General features: G+C 64.4%; 27 protein-coding genes. 11 read left to right on the top strand and 16 right to left on the bottom strand.

From position 1 onward, the window contains the following. The 4 genes from Y882_RS04350 to Y882_RS04335 all read left to right on the top strand — a co-directional run. The coding region (locus tag Y882_RS04350) for an efflux RND transporter periplasmic adaptor subunit (protein WP_046970664.1) at positions 1-1,027 on the top strand (1,027 nt) is incomplete at its 5' end. A gap of 270 nt (positions 1,028-1,297) precedes the next feature. Beyond that, entirely contained in the window at positions 1,298-4,498 is a 3,201-nt protein-coding gene (locus Y882_RS04345) for a multidrug efflux RND transporter permease subunit (RefSeq protein ID WP_046970663.1), read from the top strand. 199 nt (positions 4,499-4,697) lie between these two features. Beyond that, positions 4,698-6,086 (top strand): efflux transporter outer membrane subunit, encoded by a 1,389-nt coding sequence (locus Y882_RS04340; protein ID WP_046970670.1) that lies wholly within the window; start codon positions 4,698-4,700, stop codon positions 6,084-6,086. Between the two features lie 71 nt (positions 6,087-6,157). Beyond that, positions 6,158-6,847: an SDR family NAD(P)-dependent oxidoreductase gene (locus Y882_RS04335; protein ID WP_244466217.1), complete on the top strand. Its 690-nt coding sequence runs from the start codon at positions 6,158-6,160 to the stop codon at positions 6,845-6,847. Between the two features lie 57 nt (positions 6,848-6,904). Here the strand turns inward: Y882_RS04335 and Y882_RS04330 are convergent, their stop codons facing one another. After that, a complete protein-coding gene (locus Y882_RS04330) occupies positions 6,905-9,019 on the bottom strand; it encodes a phosphocholine-specific phospholipase C (RefSeq protein WP_046970661.1) in 2,115 nt (704 codons plus the stop codon). Between the two features lie 415 nt (positions 9,020-9,434). On the opposite strand from Y882_RS04330, the gene Y882_RS04325 reads away from it, so the two are divergent. From Y882_RS04325 to Y882_RS04310, 4 genes are all read left to right on the top strand, one after another. Further along, positions 9,435-10,292 (top strand): TolB-like translocation protein, encoded by an 858-nt coding sequence (locus tag Y882_RS04325; protein ID WP_162207388.1) that lies wholly within the window; start codon positions 9,435-9,437, stop codon positions 10,290-10,292. A 121-nt stretch (positions 10,293-10,413) separates the two neighbouring features. Then, positions 10,414-11,490, top strand: coding sequence for a sensor histidine kinase (locus Y882_RS04320; protein WP_046970668.1), 1,077 nt, complete (start codon positions 10,414-10,416; stop codon positions 11,488-11,490). Then, on the top strand, positions 11,487-12,254 hold the full coding sequence (locus Y882_RS04315; RefSeq protein WP_046970660.1) for a LytR/AlgR family response regulator transcription factor: 768 nt from the start codon (positions 11,487-11,489) through the stop codon (positions 12,252-12,254). The genes Y882_RS04320 and Y882_RS04315 overlap by 4 nt, the downstream gene beginning before the upstream one ends. 128 nt (positions 12,255-12,382) lie before the next feature. Next, entirely contained in the window at positions 12,383-13,360 is a 978-nt protein-coding gene (locus Y882_RS04310) for a TolB family protein (RefSeq protein WP_046970659.1), read from the top strand. Here the strand turns inward: Y882_RS04310 and Y882_RS18750 are convergent. From Y882_RS18750 to Y882_RS04245, 13 genes are all read right to left on the bottom strand, one after another. Continuing rightward, positions 13,354-14,277 carry an alpha/beta hydrolase family protein gene (locus Y882_RS18750; protein WP_052949669.1) on the bottom strand — a complete coding sequence of 308 codons (924 nt, stop codon included), beginning with the start codon at positions 14,275-14,277 and terminating at the stop codon, positions 13,354-13,356. The two genes, Y882_RS04310 and Y882_RS18750, sit on opposite strands and share 7 nt — an antisense overlap. Before the next feature lie 34 nt (positions 14,278-14,311). Further along, positions 14,312-14,773: a GNAT family N-acetyltransferase gene (locus Y882_RS04300; RefSeq protein WP_046970658.1), complete on the bottom strand. Its 462-nt coding sequence runs from the start codon at positions 14,771-14,773 to the stop codon at positions 14,312-14,314. Then, positions 14,770-15,861, bottom strand: a complete 1,092-nt coding sequence (locus Y882_RS04295; RefSeq protein WP_244466219.1) for an AI-2E family transporter — start codon at positions 15,859-15,861, stop codon at positions 14,770-14,772. The genes Y882_RS04300 and Y882_RS04295 overlap by 4 nt, the downstream gene beginning before the upstream one ends. Positions 15,862-15,932: 71 nt before the next feature. Further along, a complete protein-coding gene (locus Y882_RS04290; RefSeq protein WP_046970656.1) occupies positions 15,933-16,244 on the bottom strand; it encodes a hypothetical protein in 312 nt (103 codons plus the stop codon). Next, positions 16,241-16,702 carry an ABC transporter ATP-binding protein gene (locus tag Y882_RS04285; protein ID WP_046970655.1) on the bottom strand — a complete coding sequence of 154 codons (462 nt, stop codon included), beginning with the start codon at positions 16,700-16,702 and terminating at the stop codon, positions 16,241-16,243. The genes Y882_RS04290 and Y882_RS04285 overlap by 4 nt, the downstream gene beginning before the upstream one ends. Before the next feature lie 20 nt (positions 16,703-16,722). After that, positions 16,723-17,088, bottom strand: a complete 366-nt coding sequence (locus Y882_RS04280; protein ID WP_046970654.1) for an ElaB/YgaM/YqjD family protein — start codon at positions 17,086-17,088, stop codon at positions 16,723-16,725. 84 nt (positions 17,089-17,172) lie between these two features. After that, complete coding sequence (locus tag Y882_RS19140) at positions 17,173-17,328, bottom strand: DUF1328 domain-containing protein (protein ID WP_046970653.1); 156 nt, start codon at positions 17,326-17,328, stop codon at positions 17,173-17,175. A 130-nt stretch (positions 17,329-17,458) separates the two neighbouring features. Next, entirely contained in the window at positions 17,459-18,079 is a 621-nt protein-coding gene (locus Y882_RS04270) for a YbhB/YbcL family Raf kinase inhibitor-like protein (protein WP_046970652.1), read from the bottom strand. A gap of 54 nt (positions 18,080-18,133) precedes the next feature. Further along, complete coding sequence (locus Y882_RS04265; RefSeq protein WP_046970651.1) at positions 18,134-19,228, bottom strand: PQQ-dependent sugar dehydrogenase; 1,095 nt, start codon at positions 19,226-19,228, stop codon at positions 18,134-18,136. A gap of 58 nt (positions 19,229-19,286) precedes the next feature. Beyond that, a complete protein-coding gene (locus Y882_RS04260) occupies positions 19,287-19,676 on the bottom strand; it encodes a DUF3224 domain-containing protein (protein ID WP_046970650.1) in 390 nt (129 codons plus the stop codon). Between the two features lie 75 nt (positions 19,677-19,751). Continuing rightward, positions 19,752-20,759, bottom strand: coding sequence for a YheT family hydrolase (locus Y882_RS04255; protein ID WP_046970649.1), 1,008 nt, complete (start codon positions 20,757-20,759; stop codon positions 19,752-19,754). Continuing rightward, positions 20,756-21,574: a lysophospholipid acyltransferase family protein gene (locus tag Y882_RS04250; protein WP_046970648.1), complete on the bottom strand. Its 819-nt coding sequence runs from the start codon at positions 21,572-21,574 to the stop codon at positions 20,756-20,758. The genes Y882_RS04255 and Y882_RS04250 overlap by 4 nt, the downstream gene beginning before the upstream one ends. Positions 21,575-21,625: 51 nt before the next feature. After that, the gene (locus tag Y882_RS04245; protein ID WP_046970647.1) at positions 21,626-22,102 is read right to left on the bottom strand and encodes an Lrp/AsnC family transcriptional regulator; all 477 of its coding nucleotides are present in this window, start codon (positions 22,100-22,102) and stop codon (positions 21,626-21,628) included. A 145-nt stretch (positions 22,103-22,247) separates the two neighbouring features. Here Y882_RS04245 and phhA point away from each other — a divergent pair, with 145 nt between their 5' ends. Together phhA and Y882_RS04235 are read left to right on the top strand one after the other, a co-directional pair. Next, positions 22,248-23,138: a phenylalanine 4-monooxygenase gene (gene phhA / locus Y882_RS04240; RefSeq protein ID WP_046970646.1), complete on the top strand. Its 891-nt coding sequence runs from the start codon at positions 22,248-22,250 to the stop codon at positions 23,136-23,138. A 165-nt stretch (positions 23,139-23,303) separates the two neighbouring features. Continuing rightward, a complete protein-coding gene (locus Y882_RS04235; RefSeq protein WP_046970645.1) occupies positions 23,304-23,921 on the top strand; it encodes an OmpW/AlkL family protein in 618 nt (205 codons plus the stop codon). An 82-nt stretch (positions 23,922-24,003) separates the two neighbouring features. Here Y882_RS04235 and Y882_RS04230 read toward each other — a convergent pair whose 3' ends face one another. Next, positions 24,004-24,687: an RES family NAD+ phosphorylase gene (locus tag Y882_RS04230; RefSeq protein WP_046970644.1), complete on the bottom strand. Its 684-nt coding sequence runs from the start codon at positions 24,685-24,687 to the stop codon at positions 24,004-24,006. 162 nt (positions 24,688-24,849) lie between these two features. Continuing rightward, the gene (locus tag Y882_RS04225) at positions 24,850-25,242 is read right to left on the bottom strand and encodes an MbcA/ParS/Xre antitoxin family protein (protein ID WP_046970643.1); all 393 of its coding nucleotides are present in this window, start codon (positions 25,240-25,242) and stop codon (positions 24,850-24,852) included. A 142-nt stretch (positions 25,243-25,384) separates the two neighbouring features. Between Y882_RS04225 and Y882_RS04220 the strand changes: the two genes are divergently transcribed. Further along, positions 25,385-25,927, top strand: coding sequence for an SRPBCC family protein (locus tag Y882_RS04220; protein WP_046970642.1), 543 nt, complete (start codon positions 25,385-25,387; stop codon positions 25,925-25,927). Positions 25,928-25,932 lie beyond the last annotated feature (5 nt).

Genomic DNA, 25,932 nt, shown 5'->3' with positions numbered 1-25,932 from the left:
CGGCCGCCTGCAGGCGGTCGACACCATCCAGCTGCGGCCCCGCGTCAGCGGATATGTGGACTCGGTGCACTTCAAGGAAGGGGCGATCGTGCGAAAAGGCGATCTTCTTTTCCGCATCGACCCGCGCCCGTACCAGGCTGAAGTCGATCGCCTGAGCGCCAACCTCGGTCAGGCCAAGGCCGAGCAGGTGCTGGCCCAGTCCAATGGCGAGCGTGCCCTGCGCCTGCTCGACCAGCATGCGATCTCCAAGGAAGAGTCCGACCGCCAGCAGACCGCCGCGCAGAGCGCCAAGGCCCAGGTCGCTTCGACCAACGCCGCACTCGACGCCGCCAAGCTCAACCTCGGCTTCACCGAAGTACGCGCGCCGATCGATGGTCGCGTGAGCAATGCCTTGGTGACGCCGGGCAACCTGGTGACCAGCAACGACGTGCTGACCAGCGTGGTAAGCGTCAATCCGATCTATGCGTACTTTGACGTCGACGAGCACAGCTATCTGAAATTCGACCGCCAGCGCCGCGAGCATGGCGCCTCGCCGCAGATCTCGATGGCACTCGCTGATGAAAAAGGGTTTCCCCACACCGGCCGCGTCGACTTCGTCGACAACCAGCTACGCGCCGGCAGCGGCACGATCCGCCTGCGCGCCGTGTTCGACAACGCCGACGCCAGCTACACGCCCGGCCTCTACGTCCGCATCCAGCTACGCAGCGACAGCCGCCAGCCGCGTGCCCTCGTGGACGACCGCGCGGTCGGCGCCGACCTTGGCAACAAGTACGTGTACGTGGTCGACAAGGACCGCAAAGTCGAATACCGCCGCGTCGTCACCGGCCCGCTACTGGACGGCCTGCGCGTGGTTACCGAAGGTCTGGACGCCAAGGACACAGTGATCGTGGCCGGCATCCAGCATGTGCGCCCGGGTGTGGAAGTGAATCCGACCAAGGTGGCGATGGAGACGCGCAGTCTGGATCCGAGCAAGCAGGTTGCGATGGCGGGTGGTGCGAGCGGAAACAAGGCCGCGCAGTCGCCGTAATGCTTTAGCTCGTCATTCCTGCGAGGCGCTTTTCAACAGCCGAAGGCTGGTCACGCAGGAATCCAGTGACTCTGCTCTGACCGCACAAAAGGCACTGGATCCCTGCCTTCGCAGGGATGACGAGTAGGAAAGGCAACGAGTAACTCATGAACGCCCTCGCTCTTTTGAGCCGAGGGCCAGGGACGCTTTGTCTCGCATCACGCAAGCAAAGCGCCGGAAGTCCCCGCCTCGCGCGGGCATTGGTGCCAGCGAGCAACCAGGACGAATGCAATGAAAATCGCACAATTCTTCGTGGACAGGCCGATTCTGGCCGGCGTCCTCTCCGTGCTGATCCTCATCGCGGGCAGCATTTCGCTGTTCAAGCTGCCGATCAGTGAATACCCCGAAGTCGTACCGCCCACCGTGGTGGTGCGTGCTTCCTATCCCGGCGCCAACCCCAAGGTGATCGCCGAAACCGTCGCCACGCCGCTGGAAGAACAGATCAACGGCGTGGAAGGCATGCTGTACACCAGCTCGCAGTCCACCAGCGACGGCGCGATGACGCTGACCGTCACCTTTGCACTGGGCACGGATCTGGACAACGCCCAGGTGCAGGTGCAGAACCGCGTCGCGCAGGCGCAGCCGCGCCTGCCTGAGGAAGTGCAGCGTCTTGGCGTGACCACGCAGAAGAGCTCGCCCGACCTCACCATGGTGGTGCATCTGATCTCGCCGGATCAGCGCTACGACATGCTGTATCTGTCCAACTATGCGCGCCTGCACATCAAGGATCAGCTCGCCCGCCTCGATGGCGTCGGCGACGTGCAGATCTTCGGTGCCGGCGAATACTCCATGCGCGTGTGGCTCGATCCGCAGCGACTGGCCTCGCGCCAGCTCACCACGGGCGACGTGGTGCATGCGATCCAGGAACAGAACATCACCGTCGCTGCCGGTGCACTGAATGCACCGCCGGGCCCGACCAACTCGGCCTTCCAGCTCAACATCAATACGCAGGGCCGACTGATCACCGAGGAAGACTTCCTCAACATCATCGTGCGCAAGGATGCCGATGGCTCCTTCACGCATCTGCGCGATGTGGCCCGCGTGGAACTGGGTTCGAACAACTACGCGCTGCGCAGCCTGCTCAACAACCAGCCGGCGGTGGCGCTGCCGATCTTCCAGCGTCCGGGTTCCAACGCCATCCAGATTTCCGATGAAGTCCGCGGCCTGATGGCGGACCTGAAGAAGGATTTCCCGCAGGGCGTGGATTACCAGATCGTCTACGATCCCACCGTGTTCGTGCGCGGCTCGATCGAAGCGGTGGTGCATACGCTGTTCGAAGCCATCGCGCTGGTGGTGCTGGTGGTGATCCTGTTCCTGCAGACGTGGCGTGCCTCGATCATCCCGCTGGTCGCCGTGCCGGTGTCGCTGATCGGTACGTTCGCGGTGATGCTGATGGCGGGCTTCTCGCTCAACGCACTGTCGTTGTTCGGCCTGGTGCTCGCGATCGGCATCGTGGTGGATGACGCCATCGTGGTGGTGGAGAACGTCGAGCGACATATCGAGCACGGCTTGTCGCCGAAGGAAGCAACGCGCAAGGCCATGAACGAAGTGACCGGGCCCATCGTGGCCACGGCGCTGGTGCTGTGCGCGGTGTTCGTGCCGGCGGCCTTCATCAGCGGCCTGACCGGTCAGTTCTATCGCCAGTTCGCGCTGACCATCGCGATCTCGACCGTCATCTCCGCCTTCAACTCGCTCACCTTGAGCCCGGCGCTTGCTGCGCTGCTGCTGAAGGATCGCGATGCGCCGAAGGACAAGCTGAGCCGCTGGATCGACCGCGGCTTCGGCTGGCTGTTCCGTCCGTTCAACCGTCTGTTCATCAGCAGTGCGAACCGTTACGTCGGTGGCGTGAAGCGCATCCTGCGTTCGGGCTCGATCGCGCTGGTCATCTATGGCGGCCTGGTGTTGCTGGGTCTGTTCGGCTTCGCCCACGTACCGACCGGCTTCGTGCCGCCGCAGGACAAGCAGTACCTGGTGTCGTTCGCGCAGTTGCCGGATGCCGCATCGCTCGACCGCTCGGAAGACGTGATCCGCCGCATGAGCGATATCGCGCTCAAGCAGCCGGGCGTGGAAAGCGCGGTGGCGTTCCCAGGTCTGTCGATCAACGGCTTCACCAACAGCACCAACTCCGGCATCGTGTTCGTGACGCTCAAGCCGTTCGAGGAACGTCGTGATGCGTCGTTGTCGGCCGGTGCGATCACCGCAGCCCTGCAGCAGAAGTACGCCGGCATCCAGGACGCTTACATCGCGATCTTCCCGCCGCCGCCGGTCAACGGCCTGGGCACGATCGGTGGTTTCCGCCTGCAGGTGGAAGATCGTTCCGATGCGGGCTTTGAGGAGTTGTACAAGCAGACGCAGAACCTGATCCAGGCAAGCACCAAAGTGCCGACGCTGGCTGGCCTGTTCTCCAGCTACCAGGTGAGCGTGCCGCAGATCGATGCGAACGTGGACCGCGAAAAGGCCAAGGCCGAAGGCGTGGATCTGGCCGATGTCTACCAGACCATGCAGGCGTACCTGGGCTCGCTCTATGTCAACGACTTCAACCGCTTCGGCCGCACCTATCAGGTGAACGTTTCCGCCGAGCCGGGCTTCCGTCATGAGCCGCAGGACATCCTGGGCCTGAAGACGCGCAGCTCGACCGGCGAGATGATCCCGCTGGGTTCGTTCCTCACGGTGAACCAGACGGTCGGCCCGGATCGCGTGCAGCACTACAACGGTTATCCGACCGCCGAAATCAACGGTGGTCCGGCGCCGGGCTTCAGCAGCGGTCAGGCCCAGGCGGCGATCGAAAAGCTCGCCAAGGACAACCTGCCCAACGGCATGACGTTCGAGTGGACCGAGCTGACCTATCAGCAGATCCTCGCCGGCAATACCGCGGTACTGGTGTTCCCCTTGTGCGTGCTGCTGGTGTTCCTGGTGCTGGCCTCGCTGTATGAAAGCTTGCTGCTGCCGCTGGCGGTGATCCTGATCGTGCCGATGGTGCTGCTGTCTGCCATCTCCGGCGTGTGGATGACGGGTGGCGACAACAACATCTTCACCCAGATCGGTTTGATCGTGCTGGTGGGCCTGGCGTGCAAGAACGCGATCTTGATCGTCGAGTTTGCCCGCGAAGCACAGATCATCGAAGGCATGGACCGCACGCAGGCAGTGTTGGAAGCCGCTCGCCTGCGACTGCGCCCGATCCTGATGACCTCGTTCGCTTTCATCATGGGCGTGGTGCCGCTGGTGACCTCGCACGGCGCCGGTGCGGAGATGCGTCACGCGATGGGTGTGGCGGTATTCGCCGGCATGCTGGGCGTCACCTTCTTCGGCCTGATCTTTACGCCGCTGTTCTATGTGCTGGTACGCGGCTGGGGCGAACGCATGAGCGAACGCCGCCGCGCCCGCAAGGCTGCACGCCTTGCGCAGGGCAGCAACCTTATCGAGGAGCATTGATATGTCGACTTTCAAGAACCTCATTGCATCACTTCTCCCTCTCCCCTCCGGGGAGAGGGCCGGGGTGAGGGGCCGCTCTAGCGACACCCTTGGTTCGGGCGCAGGCCATATGGACTTCGCGCTCGCCGATGACTGCGCCTGCGAACCCGCCTCCCGCCGCGGCACCGCAAAGAAAGTCACCGCCATCGCCGCCGCCATCATGCTGTCCGGCTGCGTGAGCGTTGGCCCCGACTATCACGCACCGCAGGAAAAGCCGGTGGCCCTGCAAGGCATCAACGCGCAGGAATCCACCCAGACATTCCAGGCCCAGTGGTGGAAGCAGTTCAACGACCCCACCCTGGATGCACTGATCCAGCGCGCGGCGGCGAACAGCCCCGACCTGAAGATCGCGTATGCACGCCTGCGTGAATCGCGCGCCCTGCTCGGCGTGGCGAAGTCGCAGCAGATTCCCGATGTGGAAACCGTCGCCAACTATTCGCGTGCCCGCGAACAGCAGCCCGGCTTCACCGAGCAGCGCACCACCATCACCAGCTACCAGGCCGGTTTTGATGCCAGCTGGGAGATCGATCTGTTCGGCGGCGTGCGTCGCTCGGTGGAAGCCGCGCGTGCCGATGCCGGCGCCAGCGAAGCCTCGCTGCAGGATGCGCAGGTGACGTTGTTTGCGGAAGTCGCGCGTTACTACTTCGATCTGCGTGGCGTGCAGCTGCGCATCGACGTGGCCAATCGTGACATCGAGAACCAACGCGAATCGCTGCGCCTGATCCACGCCCGCTCCGATATCGGCACCGGCTCGGAACAGGACGTGGCGAGCGCCACTGCCCGCCTGAACTTCGTCGAAGCACAGCTGCCCACGCTGCAAACGCTGGCGCAGAACGACACCTCGCGTCTGGCCGTACTGCTGGGCGAACGTCCGGGTGAGCTGGATATCGATGTCTCGCCGAAGGGCTTCAAACCGATCGATGTGGCGCTGGATATCGGCAACGCGGGCGACGTGCTGCAACGCCGCCCGGATATCCGCATCGCCGAACGCGAACTGGCCGCCGCCAATGCGCGCATCGGCGTGGCCAAGGCCGATTACTACCCGCATATCCAGCTGGGTGGTTTCCTCGGCTTCCTCGCCGGTCGCAGCAATGACTTCGGCGGAGCGCAGTCGCGCGCGTGGTCGATCGCGCCCAGCATCAGCTGGTCGGGTCTCAATGTGCAGCGCGTGCGTTCCAACGTGAAGGCCAGCGAGGCACGTTCCGACGCCGCCCTGGCGAGCTATCAGCGCACCGTGCTGCAGGCGGTGGAAGACGTGGACAACGCCATCGTCGGCTACAACCTGCAGCGCGATCGCGTGCTCAAGCTGCAGGATCAGGTGACCAACAGCCGCCATGCCGCCGATCTTGCCCGCATCCGCTACAACGAAGGTGCCGCCGACTTCCTGCTGTTGCTCGATGCCGAGCGCACGCAGCTGGAAGCGGAGGACTCGCTGGCCGATGCGCAGGCCGCGATCAACCTGCGTGCCGTGTCGGTCTACAAGACCTTGGGCGGTGGCTGGCAGGCTTGCGCCACCGAGCGCTGCGACCAGCTGGCCGCGACGCCATGAACGCGGTGGCGTTTCCGGGGAGGCCTTCACGACGTCGCGCGGCGGCGGCCGACCCGGAGCCGTCACAGCGCGTGGCGCTGATCAGCGGCGCCAATCGCGGGCTAGGCTTTGAAGTCTCGCGTCAGCTCGCCGCCGAAGGCGTCACGGTGCTGTTGGGTGCACGCCGCCCACTGGCCGGTGAAAAGGCGGCGCGGCAATTGCGGCGCGAAGGCGGCACGGTGGTATCCGTGCCGCTGGATGTCACCTCCATCGAGTGTGTGCGCGAACTGGCCGCGCGCATCGAGGGCGAATACGGCCGGCTGGATATCCTGATCAACAACGCCGGCGCGTATTTCGATGTCGACAACCAGGCATCGTCGGTCGATCTGAGCCTGGTACGGCAGGCGCTGGAAACCAATCTGATCGGTGCCTGGCAATTGACCGAGGCGATGCTGCCGTTGATGCAGCGGCATGGTTACGGTCGCATCGTCAATGTCTCCAGCGGCTGCGGCGCCATCGACAGCGACGGCGCGAGCTGTCCCGCCTATCGCGTATCCAAGGCCGCGCTCAACAGCCACACGCGCATGCTCGCGGCAGAACTCGCCGGCAGCGGCATCCTGGTCAACGCGGTATGCCCCGGCTGGGTCGCCACCGACATGGGTGGCCACGGTGGACGTCCCGTCGCCGATGGTGCCGCCGGCATTGTCTGGGCCGCCATGCTGCCGTCGCGACCGGCCGTCAACGGTGGTTTCTTCCGCGACAGGCAACGCATCGACTGGTAGGCATCTGCGAGCGATCAGCGAACCGTGTACGGTTCGCGCCGGTACTGCCGTGTGAGTTCAGGCCGCTGCGGGGTCGCTGAAGCTCGGCGCGCCAGTCTCTATGCGTCCGGCCATGCGTTGCTCCATGGCTGCTGTTTTCACGGTGATGTCGTACCAGAATCCGTGCTCCTGCGCCGGCCAAGTCGGCTGCGCGGTCTCCTGCGCAGCCACCACCAGCGTCCAGGCGTCGCGTTGAAGATAAGCATTGGGCTGGAACACGATCGTTACCGGGCTGCCTCCAAGATTGGCAACCTTCACGCCAGCCCATCCTTCGCGCACATTGTGGGTCAGCTCGAGCGCAAGACCCGTCTCGACGTGATCAGCGGTGCGCCCCTTGAACATGCGATAGAAGCCATTGGGCCCGAACACCTCCAAGTGGAAGTGACCATCGGTCGCCGTGTTCTCCCAGTAGTCATCGTCGAGCTGGCGACCGGATTGTACGGTGTAGCGCCTTGGCAGCTGTTGGAGTCGGTCGCGATCGTACACATGGAAGACCGCGCCCTGTGCGCCATCATTGCAGAACGTCAGCATCACCCGATCACGCTTGCCCGTCATTCGCACATCGAGGGCGTAAGGCAGTGCGCGGGAATAGCGTATCCCCGGTTCCTGGAAAAGCGGTTGTGGTACATCCGGGGCCTTGGCCGGTGGCATGGCGGTGGCACGCCGCTCGATCAGCGCATAGTCACTCGTGTCGGGTAGCGATATCTGCGGCGACCGATTCGGATTGGCAAAGTCGAAGGCTGAGGTGAGATCGCCGCTGACGGCGCGATGCCACGCGCTGATGGCATCGATCGTGATGCCAAAGCGCCGCTCAAGGAACATCCCTACCGAGGTGTGATCGAACACCTGTGAATTGACCCAGCCGCCGCGACTCCACGGCGAAATCACGTACATGGGCACCCGCGGCCCCATCCCCCAAGGGCGCAGATCGCTGCTGACCCGATCGGACGGATGAAGATGCTTCGATGGATCGGCCACGAAGTACATGCCGTTGACGTCGAGGGTGGATTTTCCCGCCAGGCTGCCATCACGGTAGATCGATGGCACTGCCGGCGGCGGAACGTGGTCAAAAAAGCCGTCGTTCTCGTCGAAGGTCACCAAAAAAACCGTCCTGCTCCAGACGGCCGGATTCGCCGTCAGCGCCTGCAGGATCTGTTCCACATAGTTGCCTCCCTGGGCAGCGCTCGACGGTGCGCCAGGATGTTCCGACTTCAGCGGCGGAGGAAGTATCCAGCTGACCGACGGTAGACGGCCAGCGAGCACGTCGGACTCAAGATCTCCCAGCGAATGATGGCGCATACCCTTTTCATACAGCGGCGAGCCTGGACGCGCATCGCGGAATCGGCTGGAGGCGAGTGCGCCGTGCATCAAGCCGCTCCAGTTTTCATTGGGATCCTGGTAGATCTTCCAGCTGATGCCTTCCGATTCGAGCAGTTCGGGGATCGTGGGCCAATGGAATGGCTCACCCGTGTATTGGTATCCGGGCTCTGGCATTTGCCCCGATATCACCGTGCGCAGATTGGCGACTTCCGCAGATCGTTCATCGCAATTGATGCCGCGATCGCGCAACGACGGATCGGCGTGGGTGCCGGACCAGAACACGATACGGTTGGGCCCGGTCGAACTGTGCAGCGAGCAATGGTAGGCGTCGCAAATGGTGAACGCGTCCGCCAGCGCATACTGGAAGGGCGCTTCCTTGCGGGTGTAGTAGCCCATCGATGCGTCCGTCTTGAACTGCGGCCAGGAGCTCAGCTGGCCTTGTCCCCATGCGGCTTGTGCATCGCAGAACGTGTGCGGCAACGAGGCCACGAGCGCAGCGTTCATGGTGTCGCCATCCAGATGAAACGGTGGGACCTCTTTTTCGCCGTTCCATTGAGACCAAACCGGCTTGCCACTCGCTGCGGGTATCGGAAATCTGTCCTTGAAACCCCGCACGCCGCGCAGCGTTCCAAAGTAGTGATCGAATGACCGGTTTTCCTGCATGAGAATGACGACATGCTGGACATCTTGAATACCGCCGCTGTCGACCTGCGCAGGGATGGCGAGTGCCCTTCTTATGCTGGTCGGCATGGCGACGAAACCAGCGGCAGCCGCGGCGCTGCCAGCCATCTTGATGAAGTCCCGCCGATTCATGTCGTCCCTGCTTGCGCTTTCTTGTCGTCGAACCACGAATGATCGATGTCCGAAATCACCGATCGATGACAGTGCTGTCCTTTCACTTACGACAGGACGTTCGAATGAGCGAAAACGGAAATGGGCAGCGCAAAAGAGGCTTTTGTGAACTGCATGCTTTCGCAAAACTGAAGTCATCCGCTAAACAGAACGCACATGCCACTCGTGGCGCCAGCGCTACCGGTTGTCACAAAAGCGGCGACACCTCCGATGCCTTGGCTTACGTTTCGCACTGTTCTTGCTGAGGCGACCTGGGATGGCCACGATGTGGCAGCAGATGATTTGCGTCGTGTTGATCGCGATATCGCCGTTGATGACGTCGTCGCCAACTGACTCTGCTCACGCGCCCTCGCCGTTCGTGCCAGGCGGCGATCTCATGGCCGCTGATGACGCCTCGCCTGCATTCACGCCGGATGGAAACACCGTGTACTTCATGCGGGGCACGGAGCGCGGCGCCGCGGTGATGGAATCGCGTCGCGTCGATGGCCAATGGAGCGCGCCGATGGTGGCGCCGTTCTCAGGGCGATGGCGCGACGGCGATCCCGCGATGGCGCCTGATCGCTCCTTCCTGGTATTCGCATCCAACCGTCCAGCCAGCGGCGTTGGCCAGGCATTGGATACGGTCCGCGGGGGTAAGCGGCTGGCCGGTCAAGGCATGAACCTATGGCAGGTGGAGCGCAGGGCCGATGGCTGGGGCGAACCCGTTCGCCTGCCCGACATCGTCAACACGTGCAACAGCACCTTTGCGCCCAGCATCGCCGCGGATCACAGCATCTATTACATCGGCTGCTCACCCGACGGCGTGCTCAGGCCGCTGCGCTCGGTATTCGAGCATGGCCAATACCAGCCGCCGTATCTGGTGACGGTGGGCGACAAGAATGCGCAGATCCGCGATGTGGCGATTGCACCTGATCGTTCGTTCATGGTCTTCAGTATCAAGCACGAGCCCTCGCAGCCGTATCGACTGGCCATTGCCTTCCACACCGACGACAACTGGAGCACACCGCAGGACCTGGGTGATACGGTCAACGGCGGCACGCACAACATGGGCTCTCAGCTGGGCTGCGACCATCGCACGCTGTATTTCTCCAGCGATCGCGCCCTGCCTGCGGCCCTCTCAGGGAAAACCTCGAAGGCCAACGCCGACCATATGTGGCGCGTCTCGCTCGCCCCGTGGCTGGCCCGATTGGGCGATCGCCTGGTGGCGGCTGCCGCGTCCTGCATGGCGGGTTGAGGATGCCTGAGCGCGGCGCACTAACGATGTCTTCAGGCACTGTTGCCGTACATTACGGGCGTCCAGACTGGGGGAGTTCACTGCAGCGGCTCGTGCCTGCGAGGTTCCGGTGTCCGACCTGATGACTGCGCCACGCTGGAAGATCTGGGCACTCGTGTTCGTCTTCTGGACCCTGCTCGGCCTGTCCTACACCGCCAGCTCGGTGATCTCGATGATCAGCGAGGGCGAGGTGTTCACTTGGACGCGCCCGTTCACCTGGAATCTCACCAACGCCTACCTGTGGATGCTGCTCACGACCGTCGTGGCATGGCTGGGAAACATGGGCGGTCGCGGCAGCTGGCGTCGCTTCTGGGCCGTGCACCTGCCCGCCAGCATCGTGCTCGCGACGCTGCAGGTGATGCTGGTGCTGTGCATCTACTGGACGGTGTGCGGCCCGCCCAGCTCGCGGCCCAACATCAGTTTCGGCGCGTTCTCGCGCATGCAGTTCGCCTATAACTTCCACCTGAGCTGGCTTACCTACGGCGTGATCCTGGTGGTGTTGCGCGCCATCGATTCGCAGCGCCGGCTGCGCGACGAACGCCTGCGCAATTCGCAGCTGGAAACGCAGCTGGTGCAATCGCAGCTGCAGACCTTGCGCGTGCAGCTGCAGCCGCATTTCCTGTTCAACACGCTCAATGCGATTTCAGCGCTGGCGCTGGCCAACCCGGTACAGGCGCGGCAGATGATCGCGCGGCTGAGCGATTTTCTTCGCCTCACCCTGGAGGAGCGGCACGCACAACAGGTGCCGCTGTCGCGCGAGGTGGAATTCCTCACCTGCTATCTCGGCATCCAGCAGGTGCGCTTCCAGGATCGCCTGAGCACCCATATCGATGTTTCCGCCGACACCCTGCGGGCACTGGTGCCCAACATGATCCTGCAGCCGCTGGTGGAGAACGCGCTGCGCCACGGGCTGCTGGAGAAGACGGAGCGCGGCACACTGCATATTTCCACGCGCCGCGATGGCGACAATCTCCTGCTGCGCGTGGATGACGACGGTATCGGCCTGCCACCCGACGGTCCCAAGGACGGGCTGGGCCTGGGCAATACGCGCACGCGGCTGGACATGCTGTTCGGCCACGACGCGACGTTGGAATTGCAGCGCAAGCCCGAAGGCGGCACACGCGTGGAACTGCGCTTTCCGTTCCGGGAGGCGGCATGAACGCGCCGCCCATCCGCACGCTGATCGTGGATGACGAGGTACTGGCGCGGCTGGCCATCCGGCAGGCGCTGGCATCGCATGCGGACGTGGCCATTGTGGGCGAGTGCGGGAACGCAAACGAGGCGCGGCAGGCCATCGAAGCGCTGGAACCGGACCTGATGTTCCTCGACATCCGTATGCCGGGCATGGACGGCTTCCGGCTGTTGCATGGACTCAAGCGCGACAGCCTGCCGATGGTGGTGTTCGCCACCGCGTACGGCCAGCATGCCTTGCGCGCCTTCGACGCCAACGCGATCGACTACGTGCTCAAGCCGATCGACCAGGAGCGCTTTGACCAGGCGATGGCGCGCGTGCGGCGCCATTGGCAGGGACTGCAGGCCCTGGCTGTCCCGGTCACGGCGGCCGCTGTGGCGCAGGCGCCCGCATCGCCTTATCTGCAGCGGCTGAGCGTGCAGCATGGCGAACATATCCGCGTGATCGCCGCCAGCGATATCGACTGGATCCGCGCCGATGGCAACTACGTGCATATCCATGCCGGCAGCGCGACGTATCTTCATCGCGAGTCGCTGCGCCATCTGCTTGCGGTGCTCGATCCCAGCTGTTTCCTGCGCATCCACCGCGGCATCGTGGTGAACGTGGAACGCATACGCGAAGTGCATCCGCTGTTCCAGGGCAGCGCCGAGGTGGTGCTGCAGGATGGCACGCGACTTAGCCTCAGCCGTCGCTTCCGCCTGCATGCGCGTCGCGCCCTGGGCATGGCCTGACCGCCGAAGCGTCCGCGCCGACCGCTCGTCACGTCGCTCTCGCCGCCAGTCACAAACCAGCTGCAGCTTGAACATGGGTGCCTCATGGTGGGGGCTGTCCACCGTCCCCCTCTGCTGGAGCATCGTGCATGGCGTCGAAGCTGTTGATCCCCGCCGGCTTGTTGGCGCTCGCCCTGATAGCCGCCAAGGCCGTTGCGGGCGAGCTGGTAGGACCAGGCGTCATCTCCACCGGCTTGCAGGAAACGTCGGCCGCCGTCAGTCCCGATGGCAAGACGCTGTATTTCATGCGCTCGGATTTTGCCGAGAAAGACGACACCATCCTCGTCTCGCATCGGCGCGGCCAGAGCTGGAGCACGCCTGAGGTCGTGTCGTTCTCCGGCCAGTGGCACGATTCGGAACCGGCGCTGTCACCGGACGGCAAGCGCCTTTATTTTGTCTCCAACCGGCCTGTGCATGATGGCGACGTGCCGGTGATGGCCGAGATGGGCGGCCAGACGTTCGCCGGCACCAACCTCTGGTACGTCGAGCAGCAGGCGGACGGCGGTTGGGGCAAGCCCGTGCATGTGGATGGCGCGCTCAACGATGGCGCGATGATCTACAACCCTTCGGTGGCGTCCAATGGCGACATCTACTTCTCGGCCCATCGCGAGGATTCGGGCAAGGCGTATCAGATCTACGTGGCCCACCGCACCGCCAACGGGTATGCGCAGCCGCAACGTGTCGAGCTGGGCGATCCGGATCACAACCGCATGGATCCCTGCGTCGATCCGGAACAACGTTTTCTCATCTATGCCGGCAACGAAGGCGATAGCCTGGGCAGCGCGGACTTGTACATCGCCTTTCGCGAGCCCGATGGACGCTGGGGCAAGCCGCTGCATCTGGCTGGCGAAGTCAACAGCAGCGCGCTGGAGAATGCGCCATCGCTGGGTCGTCAATTCGGCGAGCTATATGTCTCCAGCAGCCGGCAGAACGCGGTGAACTTTCCCAAGCCGAAGGACGATATCGCCTCACTCCAGCACCGGCTCGGCGAGCCGCTCAATGGTTCGCGCAACCTGTGGCTGTTCGACATCAGCGATGTGCTGAAGGCGCATGGCATCGATCATTGAGTCGGCGCGGAAGCGATGTCCATGAACCATGCGCCTACGGCCTTGCGTACCATCGCCAGCGAGGCAGCATCAGCGGACCATTGGTGCGACATGCCGGTCAGCTGGCGACACTGCAATCGTGATGTCTGCTCGCCATACAGAGGTTTGAGCTTTTCGCACAACGCCGGCACCGCTTGCGTATCGAGCACCGAGTCGTTTGCTCCCTGCAGGAACAGCAATGCTGGAAGATGTCGCGCGATATCGCCGGCGTGCGCGGCAGCATCAGTCTGACGGGCCAATTCACGCGACGCGGGCGACCACGCGTAGGTCCGCCCGGTCGCCTGTTCATAGGCCTGGACCGAGTCGTTCAGACCCGTGGATGGATTGAGCAGCACCGCCGCATCGATCTTCACCTTGCCTTGCGCCATTGCGTAAAGGGCCGCCGCGCCGCCAGCGGAAAAACCGACCACGCGCACTGGGCTGCCAGCCTTCATGCAGCCATGCTGTGCCAGCGCCGCGACCACATCGGACAGCTCATCCGCGGCGCCAGCGACCACGGGTTTGAAGACCTCGAGGCCGACATCCTCGCCCTGGCGACGCGCCAATTCCTTCATGCCGCCGGCGGGTGCGCGTGCGCCGAACAGTGGCAGGCCCAGATACACCTTCACCGCATCGACATCATCGAGCGGCAGCGCCTCCATCATGGCGCTCTCGCTGGCCGGCGGACCGAAGCCATGCCAGAGGATGATTGGCGCCTTGGTGATATGCGCGGGTATGCGCAGGATGGCGGGCACGCCGTTGAGTGTCGTGTGCGTGACCGTCGGAGTGGCCGCACGGGCCACCTCGCATCCCTGGTTTGTGTCGACCACCGACGTGGCGTCAACCCTGCCAGCAAGTAGCAGCGCCGCGGCGCCGAGGATCGCCCATGAAACGCGCATAGCGCCTACCCGCTTCGGTGAGTCAGCGGCCACGCTACAACGGCTTGCGGTAGACAATAAACCCTGACTTCTCGGCTAGCTGGTCGTAAAGCTGCATGGCCGTCGTATTGGTTTCGTGGGTTTGCCAGTACACGCGCGCTGCACCGGCGTCGCGTGCCCGGCTATACACCGCTTCGATCAAGGCGCGTCCGATGCCCATGCCACGCGACGCTGGCACCGTGAACAGATCCTGCAAATAGCAGCTGTTCGCGCGGTTGATGGTGCTGCGATGGAACAGGTAGTGCGCCAGGCCCAGCAACTGGCCATCGCACTCGGCGACCACTGCGTGCATCGGCTCATCGGCCGCGAGGAAACGCGACCAGGTCTCGCGTGTGATGTCTTCGGCCAACGCGGTTTCGCCGCTGCGGCCGTAGAACGCGTTATAGCCATCCCACAACGGCTTCCACGCACTGAAATCGCGCGCATCGACGGCGCGGATCACGTAGCCAGTCGTCAACGCTGCACCATCCGCGCGAACCAGCGCCAGCCGCGTACACGTTCGGCCACCAGCTTGGCGCTGGTGAGCATCGGCACCGCCAGCAGCGCACCCGGGATGCCCCACAACCAGCCCCAGAACAGCAGCCACAGCAGGATCGCGATCGGGCTCAGCCGCATGCGATGCCCCTGGATCAGCGGCGTCACCAGGTTGCCTTCGAAGGCCGTGATGCCGGCGAAGGTCAGCGCCGGTAGCAGGGCCGCGCCCGGCTCGTTGAAGTTGAGCAGGCCCACCACCGCAAGCACGGTCGTGGTGCTGATCGCGCCCACATAGGGAATGAAGTTGGCCAGCATGGCCACCGTGCCCCACAACAGGGGGTCGGGCATGTGGTACAGCCACAGCATGCCGGCGGTGACTGCGCCCAGGCCGAAGTTGATCAGCGTGGCGGTGAGGATGTAGCGCGACACTTCGTACTGGATGCCGCGCACCACGTGCACGGCATGTCGCTTGTAGCCAAAGTTGGGCGAGGCCTCGACCAGTCGTCGCAGCATCAGGTCGCCGTAAACCAGGAAGAAGAACACCAGCAAGACCACGGTGAGGACGCCGGCCAATACCTTCGGCGTGGTCGCCACGATGTCCCATACGGTGATGGAGAGCGGCGACTGCGCCGAGGCCTGCACCTTCGTGGGACCGGTGAGGCCCTGGGTAGCGCGGTTGGCCGCCTCGAGCGGTTGGGTAAAGGTGCGCAGCTTGGGAATAAAGCTGCGTATCGCCGTCGGCGCTTCGTGCACCCAGCCCAGGGCGGGCTGGGTCAGCGCGCTGACGCCAAAGCCGATGGCCGTGATCAGGCCGATCATCAGCACGCTGGCCGCCAGCCAGCGCGGTATGCCGATACTCTTGCAGCGCGCCACCACCGGATTGAGCGCCAGGCCGATGAACGAGGCGAGCACCAGCGGTATCAGGAGCTGCTTGGTGATGGTCACCGTATACATCAGCGCCAACGCCAGGAAGATATTGAGCACCACGCGGATGCCGCGCAAATGGCGTCGCGCACTCTGCGTGCGCTGCACGTGCAGCAGATTCAGCCGGGGCTCGCGGCTGGGCACCATCGCATCGACGGGTACCTCCGGTGGCGCCGCGTCACTTTCAGCGACGGGCGGCAGCGATGAGATCGGCGTGTTCATGTGAAGTCGCCGGTGTCCTGGGTGACATCGCCGGCGTTCTGCGAGAACTCGGCCACCAGCCGCATCGCCTGGCCGACGACTTCGGCGGCGGTGCCGCTCAACAGCGCGCCCAGGCCCGGTACTCGCAGCGGATGCACGTTGAGCTTGCCCAGCACGAAGCCCGCGCCCGCGGCCAGGCCCACGGTCGTGAGCGGATGGCGTTGTCCACGCGCCAGCAGGGCCTGGGCCGGTATGGCCAGCTCCTCGCGGGCATCCTGTGCACGGTCCTTCGCCACACGCACCGCATGCATTTGCTTGAAGAGGCTCACGGCACGTCCTCCGGGTTACTGCCCTGCGGACCAGGACGGCGCAGGGTTTCACGCATCATCGCACTCCACTCGCCCCGCGTGGCGGGCAAGGTCATCCAGTGCATGCAGCGGCGGAACAACAGCATCGCGCCAGCGAGAAACAGCAGCTCCACCAGCGACAGCGCGGCCAGGGCCCAGGCCCACGAGCCGAACCATTGCGCCAGCAGCCAGCCGATCAGGCCCAGCAGGGTCAAGCCCATGCCTACCGCGGCGACGGTGGCGACCAGGCCGGCGATCAGCAGCCAATGGACGGCGCTACGCGCCAGCCCCAGTTCCGCGGACAACAGCTTCAGCTGCGCCCCGAACAACCTTTGAAAAGCCCGACCGAGGCGGCCGATATCGTCCAGCAGGCCCGGTGGCGCAGGAGGTGGCGTTTCGTCAGGCGCGACGGGCGCGTCTTCGCGTCCGGTCTGGTCCATCCCCTGTCCTCAGTCGTGTATCAGCGACGGAGTATGCGGCCAAGCAGCCAGCCGGCGCCAAGGGCGATGGCTACGGACTGCACGGGCTTCTCGCGCACATAGTCGCGGGCACGGTCCAGCCATTCGTCGGCACGGTCGACGGCTTCGTCGTAGACCTCGCGACCACGCTGGCGATATTCATCGGCTTTCTCGGTGGCGCGGGTGGCGGTATCGGCCGCCTTGTCGGTGGCGCGATGCAGGCTGTCCTCGACCTTGTCGGCCGCACGATCCACCGCTTCCTTGGTGTTGGTCACGGCGCTGGTGGTCGCCTGCTTGATGCGCTCGGCGCGTTCCTCGATGCGCTCGGCCGCGGTGTTTTCCTCGTGCGCCTGGACTTGCTTGTTCATGACGTTCTCCGTTGAAGCGGACATGCAATGGTCTCAATCGGTCCCGCGAAGCGCATCGGGGTGGATGCCCCGATGCGCGCTCGCTCAGCTCGCGCGCCTGAAGAAGGCGATCACGGCCAGGATCAGGAAGACGATAAACAGGATCTTCGCGATACTGGCAGCGGTACCTGCGATGCCGGTGAAACCGAACAAGGCAGCAATGATGGCGATGACCAGGAATACCAGGGCGTAATGCAGCATGGGGCGATCCTCTCAGCGGACATGACATCGTCCTGCCGACCATTCACCCACAGCCCATGCCTTGCGAGCGTGAAAATGATCTCAGCTCCGGCCGCCCTTTGGTCGCCGTTCACGCTGGCGGCAAAGTCGTCTATACGGCTGCGGGATTGATCGTATAGCTGCCCATCAGCTCGGCTTCGGCCAGCACATGGCCGTCCATCGCCGTGCGCAGTTCGTTCACGGTGAAACCATCGGCCAGCTTGAGGCTTTCCACATCCAACGCATACAGGCGGAAGTGGTAGTGATGCACGATGGAATCGTTCCACGGCGGGCACGGACCGTCGTAGCCGAGGTATTGCCCGCGCATGTCGGCGTCGCCGGCGAACCAGCCGGTGTAGTCGTTCACACCTTGCACGCTGCCCGGCGGGCCATACGGCGCGCGCTTGCCGCGCGGCACGATGCCGTCGCTGCAGGCGCCTTCGGCCAGCTCGCCGCACTCGACCGGGATATTGGCCATCAGCCAGTGCACGAATTCCACGCGCGGAAGATCGGCCGGCACCGTGCGCCCTTCCTGGTTCACATCGTCCGGCTTGCTGGGCACGTCGAAATCGAACACCGCCAGCACGAAGGAACGCGTCGCATGCGGTGCATCCTTCCACGCCAGATGAGGACTGAGGTTGTCCGACAACGCGAAGGGCTCGCCGCGTTTGCCGAAAGCCAGCCGGGTCGGCATCGCCTGACCGTGTTCGAAACTGTCGCTACGCAATTGCAAGGTCGTTCTCCAAGTTCCAAGCGAGTGGGTGCAGCGTCGCGCAACCGCGCCGCGTCAGGGGTTTTGGTAAGTCACGCGGTAAATCGCGCCGGCCAGATCGTCGCTCACCAGCAGGCTGCCATCGGGTAGCGGCTGCACGTCGGCCGGGCGTCCCCAGGCTTGTTCGTTCTGCGCGAATCCGTCGAGCAGCGGCTCATAGGCGGTGACCTTGTCGCCGTTGAGGTGTACGGACATCACGCGATAGCCGGATTTCCTGGTGCGATTCCACGAACCATGCTCGGCCACGATGATCGCGCCCCGGTAGCTGGCCGGGAACTGCGAACCCTCGTAAAAGCGCATGCCCAGCGCCGCCACGTGCGGTCCGAGCTTATAGACCGGCGCGGTGTAATCCTTGCAGTTCTTGCCCTGGCCGAATTCCGGATCCAGCGTATCGCCCTGGTGGCAATAGGGATAACCGAAGTGCTCACCCACGCGCGCGATGCGGTTCAATTCATCGCTGGGCATGTCGTCGCCCATCAGGTCGCGACCGTTGTCGGTGAACCACAGCTGCCGGGTCTTGGGCTGCCAGTCGAAACCCACCGTGTTGCGAATGCCGAAGGCGACATCTTCCAGGCCGCTGCCATCGGCGTTCATGCGCGTGAGCTTGGCGTAGTTCTTGTCCTTGTCGCAGATATTGCACGGTGCACCGATCGGCACGTAGAGCTTGCCGTCGGGACCGAACGCGATGAATTTCCAGCCGTGGTGCGTCTCGGTGGGAAACTTGTCGTAGATCACTTCGGGCTTGGGTGGATCGTCGAGATGGTTCTCGATGTCGCGCAGCACCAGGATCTTGCTCACCGCCGAGATGTACAGGTCGCCATTTTTGAAGGCGACGCCCACCGGCAACTTCAAGCCGCTGGCGATCACGCGCACCTTGTCCGCGTGACCGTCGTGCTTGCTGTCGGTGAGTGCGTACACCTTGCCCGCGCTGTTGGAGCCGACAAACACCGTGCCCTTGGCGCCCAGTGCGATCTCGCGCGCGTTGGGCACCTGGTCCGAGTACACGGCGACATGGAAGCCCTTGGGCAAGGTGAGCTTGTCCAGCTGGGGTGCTGCCGCGGCCGTGCAGGCCACCAGACATCCCAACAAACCCAGCATCAACTTGCGCATGACGGCACTCCGGCGGGAGTGTGGAAGCGTAGCGCCATCGTGGCGACGGGGAAACGTTTCACGTCAGGCTGTAGTGGAGGTCGTAGGAATGCGCTCCGTTGGCGACGGTGATGGTGAGCGCGCCTTCGATGCCTGCCAGGTCGTCAGTGCCCGAATCGGGCACGATGGTTACCGACAGCTGCGGCGAGCCGCGATGCATGCTGCCTGAGTGTTGCAGTGCGAAACGGCCGTGACGCCCCTGCAGGCTGCCTTCCACCCATTCCATCGCCACATAGCCGGCCGAACCGTCGATCGGCGTGCCGACCGCAAGCATCGTTCCCCTGCTATGGCCCTGCAGATCGCCCTGGAAGTGCTTGGCTATCACCAGGCGACCGATGCCGGGATCGTCCACTCCGTCCTGCGGCGGCTGCGGCGTGATCTTCACTTCGAACGTGCCCTTGGCATGCATAGCCGGATCTCCAGGCAGAACGTGGGTGGGGCGGATGATGGAATGCCCCTGTGACAGCCACAAGGCCGCGCCGCTTTAGCGCTGCGCCACCACGGCATTGAAGCGTGCAGCGATGTACTCGTCAGTGAAGCTGGTCATGTCCCAGCCGCGGATATAGCCGCAATGGCCGCCGTAGTCGGAGATGTCCAGCTCCACGTTCGCCGGCAGATCGAGTCGCTCGAATGCCGCCACAGGAATGACCGGATCGTCGCGCGCAGTGAGGATGGTGCACGGCACATGCATGCCTTCCAGTGCGCGACCGGCCACGGAATAGCCGTCCAGATAGGCTTCGAGCGAACCGAAATCGGTATGACGCGAAACCAAGGAAGCGGTCAGTCCGCGCAGACTCTGCTTGAGTTCGGCCAGTTCGAAATACTGCACATGCGGAAACGCCGCCTGCTTGGCCTGCAGCGAGCGCCGCCACTTGTGCATGAAATACGCCTGGTAGAACCACGGCGCTTGGCCTTCCAGCGAAAACAGGCCTTCGCCCGGATCGATGATCGGACACACCGCCAGCGCATAGCTCAACGGCAGGCCGGCTGCCGGCGCGTGCATGGCCGCGCGCAGTGCAAAGTTGCCGCCGAGCGAGAAACCCGCCAGCACCATCGGTCGCGACGGAAAACGCTGCGCGATGTCGCCCAGCGCATGCACCACTTCGTCGATGCGGCAGGAATGGAACAGCGCTTCGTTGAGATGATGGCTGTCGCCGTGGTCGCGAAAATTCAGTCGAAACACGTCCCAGCCATCGGCCAGCAGGCGGCTGCCGGTCTGCAGCACATAGGTGGAATCGACGCTGCCTTCCCAGCCGTGGAACAGCACCGCCAGGCCACGCGACGGCGAGCCGGTCTTCTGCATGGTGTAAGCGCCGGTGAGGCGCACGCCATCACCGCCATCGACCACCATCGGCTGGGAGTCCTGCAACACCGTCTGCGCCGCCTTGGGCAGCATCAGGCGCCGCACGCCGCTGGAAGACAGCATGGTCTGGATATGGCCACTGCGCAGCGGCCACGGTGGCTGAAAATCCTTACCCCGGGGCAGCGTCATGCGTGTTTTTCGTGTTCCGGCTTGTCTTCCAGCGCCAACGCAATGCGCTCGCGCGAGGTTTCGGCCATGCGGCGGCGCGCATCGGGCGCGGCCGGTACGGGTTCAAGGAAATGCACTTCGGCGTCGAGCGGCGCCTCGCCCAGCAGGCGCAGGAAGTTCTGCATGAAATTCTCGTGCTCGCGGAAACCCGCATCCAGCACGCGGCGACCGTCGCGTGCAAAACGCAGCGCCACCGGCTGCACCGGCACTTCGGCGTCAAGCGCCGCCTGGAAAATGCGCGCGTGGAAAACACGCAGCACGCCGTTGTGCCCGGTGCCGCCTTCGGGGAAGACCGCCACCGAACGCCCGGCGCGCAGCCGATCGACCATCACCTGCATCACCGCCGCCAGCGAATGGTTGCTGCCGCGCCGATGGAAAATCGTGCCGCCGGCCGAGGCCAGCCAGCCCACCAGCGGCCAGCTGGCGATTTCCGCCTTGGCCACGAAGCAGGCGGCGCGCTGGCTGTGCAGCAGCTCGATATCGATCCACGAGGTGTGATTGGCGACGAACAGCACCGGGTCGGCCAGCGGCTGGCCCACGCGCACCGAGCGCAGACCGAAGATCCGCAGCAAGGCCGTCGACCACCAGCGGATGGTGCGATGCGCAAAGGGCTCGCGACCGTTCTTCATCACCACGTCACGGCGCCAGGTCAGCACCAGGGCACACAGCAGCACGCCCAACACGATGTGCAGCAGCAGCAGCGGCACGCGCCAGAGGTAGCGCAGGGGCCGGATGACGTCCCGGCGGGCTGGGGCGGAGAGGGATTGGCTATTCATCAGTCCGGTTAGTTTAGCGTTAGTCGACCCCTGCGTCCCCGCGTCGCAGCATCAATGTTCCAGCTGCGAGAGGGGCAGCGCCGAGGACCGCTTCACGGTCCGCAGCACGAAGCTGGAATTGACATCGGCCACGCCTGAAGCGTTCAGCAGGCGATCCAGCAGGAAGCGCGAAAAATCCTGCAGGTCAGCCACATAGACATGCAGGAGATAGTCCATGTCGCCGGTCAGCGCATAACAGGACACCACTTCGGGCCAGCCGTTCACCAGTTCCACGAAGCGCTCCACGGCGACGCTCTCATGCTTGGTCAGCTGCACGCGGACGAAGGCCTGCAGGCCCAGCCCGACGGCCTGGGGATCCACCTGGGCGGTGTAACCGGTCAGCACGCCATCGCTCTCCAGGCGCTGGAGGCGGCGCAGACAGGCCGAGGGCGACAGGCTGACCTTCTCGGCCAGCTCGGCATTGGTGATGCGGCCGTCGGACTGCAGCACGGCCAGAATCCGCAGATCGGTGCGGTCCAGAGTAGCCATGGCAATAAATCTCCATAGATACGAAAGGGGGAACACGATTATTGCGCAAGCGAGCTGAATCAATGCAACAAAACAAGCATCGTGCGCGGCAATCGCCCTATGCTGAGCCGTCAAAGCACGATGGCCTTGTTGCCAGGAGTACGCCATGAACACCCCTCCCCGCCGCGTTGAACACCATCAGACCGACCGCGGCTATGTGCCGGTGTATGCCACCGGCGTGGTGGAGCAGCCGTGGGCCGAGTACTCCGCCACCGACCACCAGGTATGGGACACGCTCTACCAGCGCCAGCGTGATCTGCTGCCCGGCCGTGCCTGCCAGGAATTCATGGACGGCGTGGCCCGCTTCGGCCTGGGCGACGGCGGCATCCCGAAGTTCTCCGAGCTCAACAAGGTGCTGGGCGCCGCCACCGGCTGGGAGCTGGTCGCGGTCGAAGGCCTGCTGCCGGACGAGGTGTTCTTCGACCATCTCGCCCACCGCCGCTTTCCGGTCAGCTGGTGGATCCGCAAGCCGGACCAGCTCGACTACCTGAGCGAGCCGGACCTGTTCCACGACTTGTTCGGCCACGTGCCGCTGCTGCTCAACCCGGTCTTCGCCGACTACATGCAGGCTTACGGCCGCGGCGGCATGAAGGCCTTCGCGATCGGCCCCGAAGCGCTGATGAACCTCACGCGCCTGTACTGGTACACGGTGGAGTTCGGCCTGATCAACACCAAGGATGGCATGCGCATCTACGGCGCCGGCATCGTGAGCTCCAAGGGCGAGTCGATCTACTCGCTGGATTCGGCCTCGCCCAATCGCATCGGCTTTGGTCTGGAGCGCGTGATGAGCACGCGTTACCGCATCGACACGTTCCAGCAGACGTACTTCGTGATCGACAGTTTTGAACAGCTGTTCGAGGCGACGCGTCCTGACTTCACGCCGATCTACGCCAGCCTGCGCGAGCAGCCGGCGCACGCGGCCGGTGACGTGCTTGAGGTCGATCGCGTCTTCACGCGCGGCAACCGCGAAGGCTGGGCGACCAACGCCGACACCTGATCGTCGGCTCATCGATGAACACAAGCAAAGGCCCGCCCAGTGCGGGCCTTTCTCTTGCGCGCCTGCGTCCGAATGCCCTACGGGCGCATGACCTGGATCAACAGCGAGCAACGACTTCCTAACGACCATGACGTTGTCCCCACGAAAACATGATGGAACAACGCCATGAAAGTCCTGCTTCCCTTCGTCATCGCCGCTGCACTGGGCACGCTCGCCGCTCCGATCGTCCACGCCGAAGGCACTGATTCGTGGGTGCTGCGCGTCGGTGGCGCCGTGGTCGCGCCCAAGGACAACAACGGCACCCTGGCCGGTGCACGCGCGACCGTGAGCAGCAGCGCGCGACCCACCATCGACCTCGAATACATGTTCACCCCGAACTGGGGCGTGGACGCGCTGGGCGCGTGGCCGTTCCTGCATGACGTCAAGCTCGCCGGCCTGGGCACGGTGGCGCGCACCAAGCAATTGCCGCCGACCTTCGGCATCAACTATCACTTCATGCCCGATGCGGCCTGGTCGCCGTTCCTGGGCGTGGGCGTCAACTACACCAACTTCTTCGGCACCCACGCCACCGGCGCGCTGTACGGCAACAGCGTGAGCATCGCCAACAGCTGGGGCGCCGCCGTACGCGCGGGCTTCGACCTGAGGATCTCGGACAAGTGGCTGGCCACGGTGGACGTGCGCTGGGCTGATATTGAGAGCGACGTGAAGGTCAACAACACCAAGGTGGGCACCGCCAAGATCGATCCGGTGGTGTTCGGCGCCAGCGTCGGCTATCGCTTCTGAGGAAGATCAGCAAGGGGAGACCAGTCGGCAAGGAAGCCGCGCGGGCCCTTCGCAAGAGGGGCCCTGTTTTTTGCGCGAGCGCTCAGCCGCGCTTCCACTCATCCACGGTGAGCACCTGGCCGATGCGCTTGCCGTCCCAGCGATACATCAGGTGCTGCGCCTGCACGCAGGGCGCCACGCGATCGGGATAGAACACGGCGACGCATTCGCCGCCGGCATGCCGCACGCTGTCGTAGACCAGCCCGTCGGAACCTTGCTCGCGCAGCTTGCGCGCCAGCGCGACGCCTGCGGCGTAGTTGTCCGGATCGTGCTCCGGCTTCCAGCCGCCACGCAGGTCGTGCAGCTTCGCCTGGATGCTGGTGCTGTAGCAGCGCATCTCGATGTCGCACGGCGGCTCGGCCGTCGCCGCGAGAAACAGCTCGCGGTGATAGACCGTCTCTTCGACCGCCGTGGCCACGCTGTGCGCGGCATAGAACACGCCCCAGCTGCCATCCGAAAAACGGCTGCCTTCGGGGTTGAGATGGGTGAACGCGGCCATCACCGGCGTGCTTCCGGGACCGCTGATGCGCCGCTCCGGCGGAACCAGGTGCAGGTCGCCGATATCGTTGCGCAGACGCGGATTGGTCATCGCCTCGATCGCGTACAGCGCTTCCAGGTCGCCCGGATCGGCAATGCGATCGAACACGCCGATCGGCGGAAAGCGGCTGGGCACGATGCGATAAGCGTGACCCCAGCGGACGCGTTTGAGCGGTGGAATGTCGGCCATGACGTGAAGCTCTCGCGCGGTCTGCCAGAGGGAGGAAGTATGGCCTGACTGTGTATCGGGGGTTGCGACGTGGGGCGCAGGGCTTTGGCTTGGCTAGATGACTGAGGAAGACCGCAGCGCTGCGGTCGCGCACAGGGTGCGCTCCTACAACAGGGGTTGGGGTCAGCCGCGTTGGGCGTCCAGGTACTGGCGCACCACATAGAGATCGGCGACGTTGCCCGAAAGCATGCGTTCCAGCGCCGACCGGCCGCCGAACAGGCTGGCGCGGTTGGCCCGATGGACCCAGCCGTCGGCCTGGTCGGCATCGGGAAACAGGATCTGCAGATCCTTGAAGATGCCCAGCAGGTAGCTGATGCGCTCGAGCGTGTCGCGCCCCAGCGTGCCGCTCTGCAGCCGCTTCCACTTGTAGAAGGTCGATTCCGGCGGATCGCCCAGCAGGCGGCGCTGGTCGGCAATGCGCAGGTTCCAGCGCTCGGCGATATTGAAGAACGCGCGCAGCGCGGGGCCGCCGAGATCGGCGACGGGATGGGTTTCAGGCTGGAGATGAGCCGCCATGGTTCAACTCTCCCAGTGAAGTTAGGAGTCAATTTACTCCACTGATGCATTTTTCGCCAGTGGGCCGGTCATCTTCCGTTCGGCCAGTACAGACCGCGTACGGGCCGACGCATACTCGCCCCGCCTTGTCGGGAGAAAACCCATGCGCATTCAAGCCATTGCCGCCGCCACGCTGCTGTCGTTCGCTGCCCTCGCCGCCCACGCCGAGGTGAAGGAAGCCGCGCCCGATCATCTGCTGATCCAGGACGCCCGCACCGTCCACGCACCGCCGCAGAAGCTCTACGCCGCCCTGATCGACGTGGCCAAGTGGTGGAACGGCGAACACACCTACTCCGGCGATGCCTCGCACCTGAGCCTCAAGGCCGAGGCCGGCGGCTGTTTCTGCGAACACTGGAACGACCAGAGCGTGCAGCACGGCCGGGTGATCTGGGCCGCGCCGGGCCACCTGCTGCGCATGGATACCGCGCTCGGTCCGCTGCAGGCCATGGCCGTGGATGGCGTCATGACCTTCACCCTCAAGCCCGCGCCGGAAGGCACGGCGCTGCAGCTGGAGTACCGCGTCAACGGCTCCGGCGCCAGCGGGCTCGACAAGATCGCACCCGCCGTCAACGGCGTGCTGATGGAGCAGCTGCAGCGGCTGCAGGGCTATGCGGAAACCGGCAAGAGCGCGCCGGCGAAGCCCTGAGCCAA

This window comes from Dyella japonica DSM 16301 (genome assembly GCF_001010355.1).
Lineage (GTDB): Bacteria > Pseudomonadota > Gammaproteobacteria > Xanthomonadales > Rhodanobacteraceae > Dyella > Dyella japonica.
The sequence above is the reverse complement of the archived record's forward strand: the minus strand, read 5'-3'. Positions and strand labels throughout refer to the sequence as shown.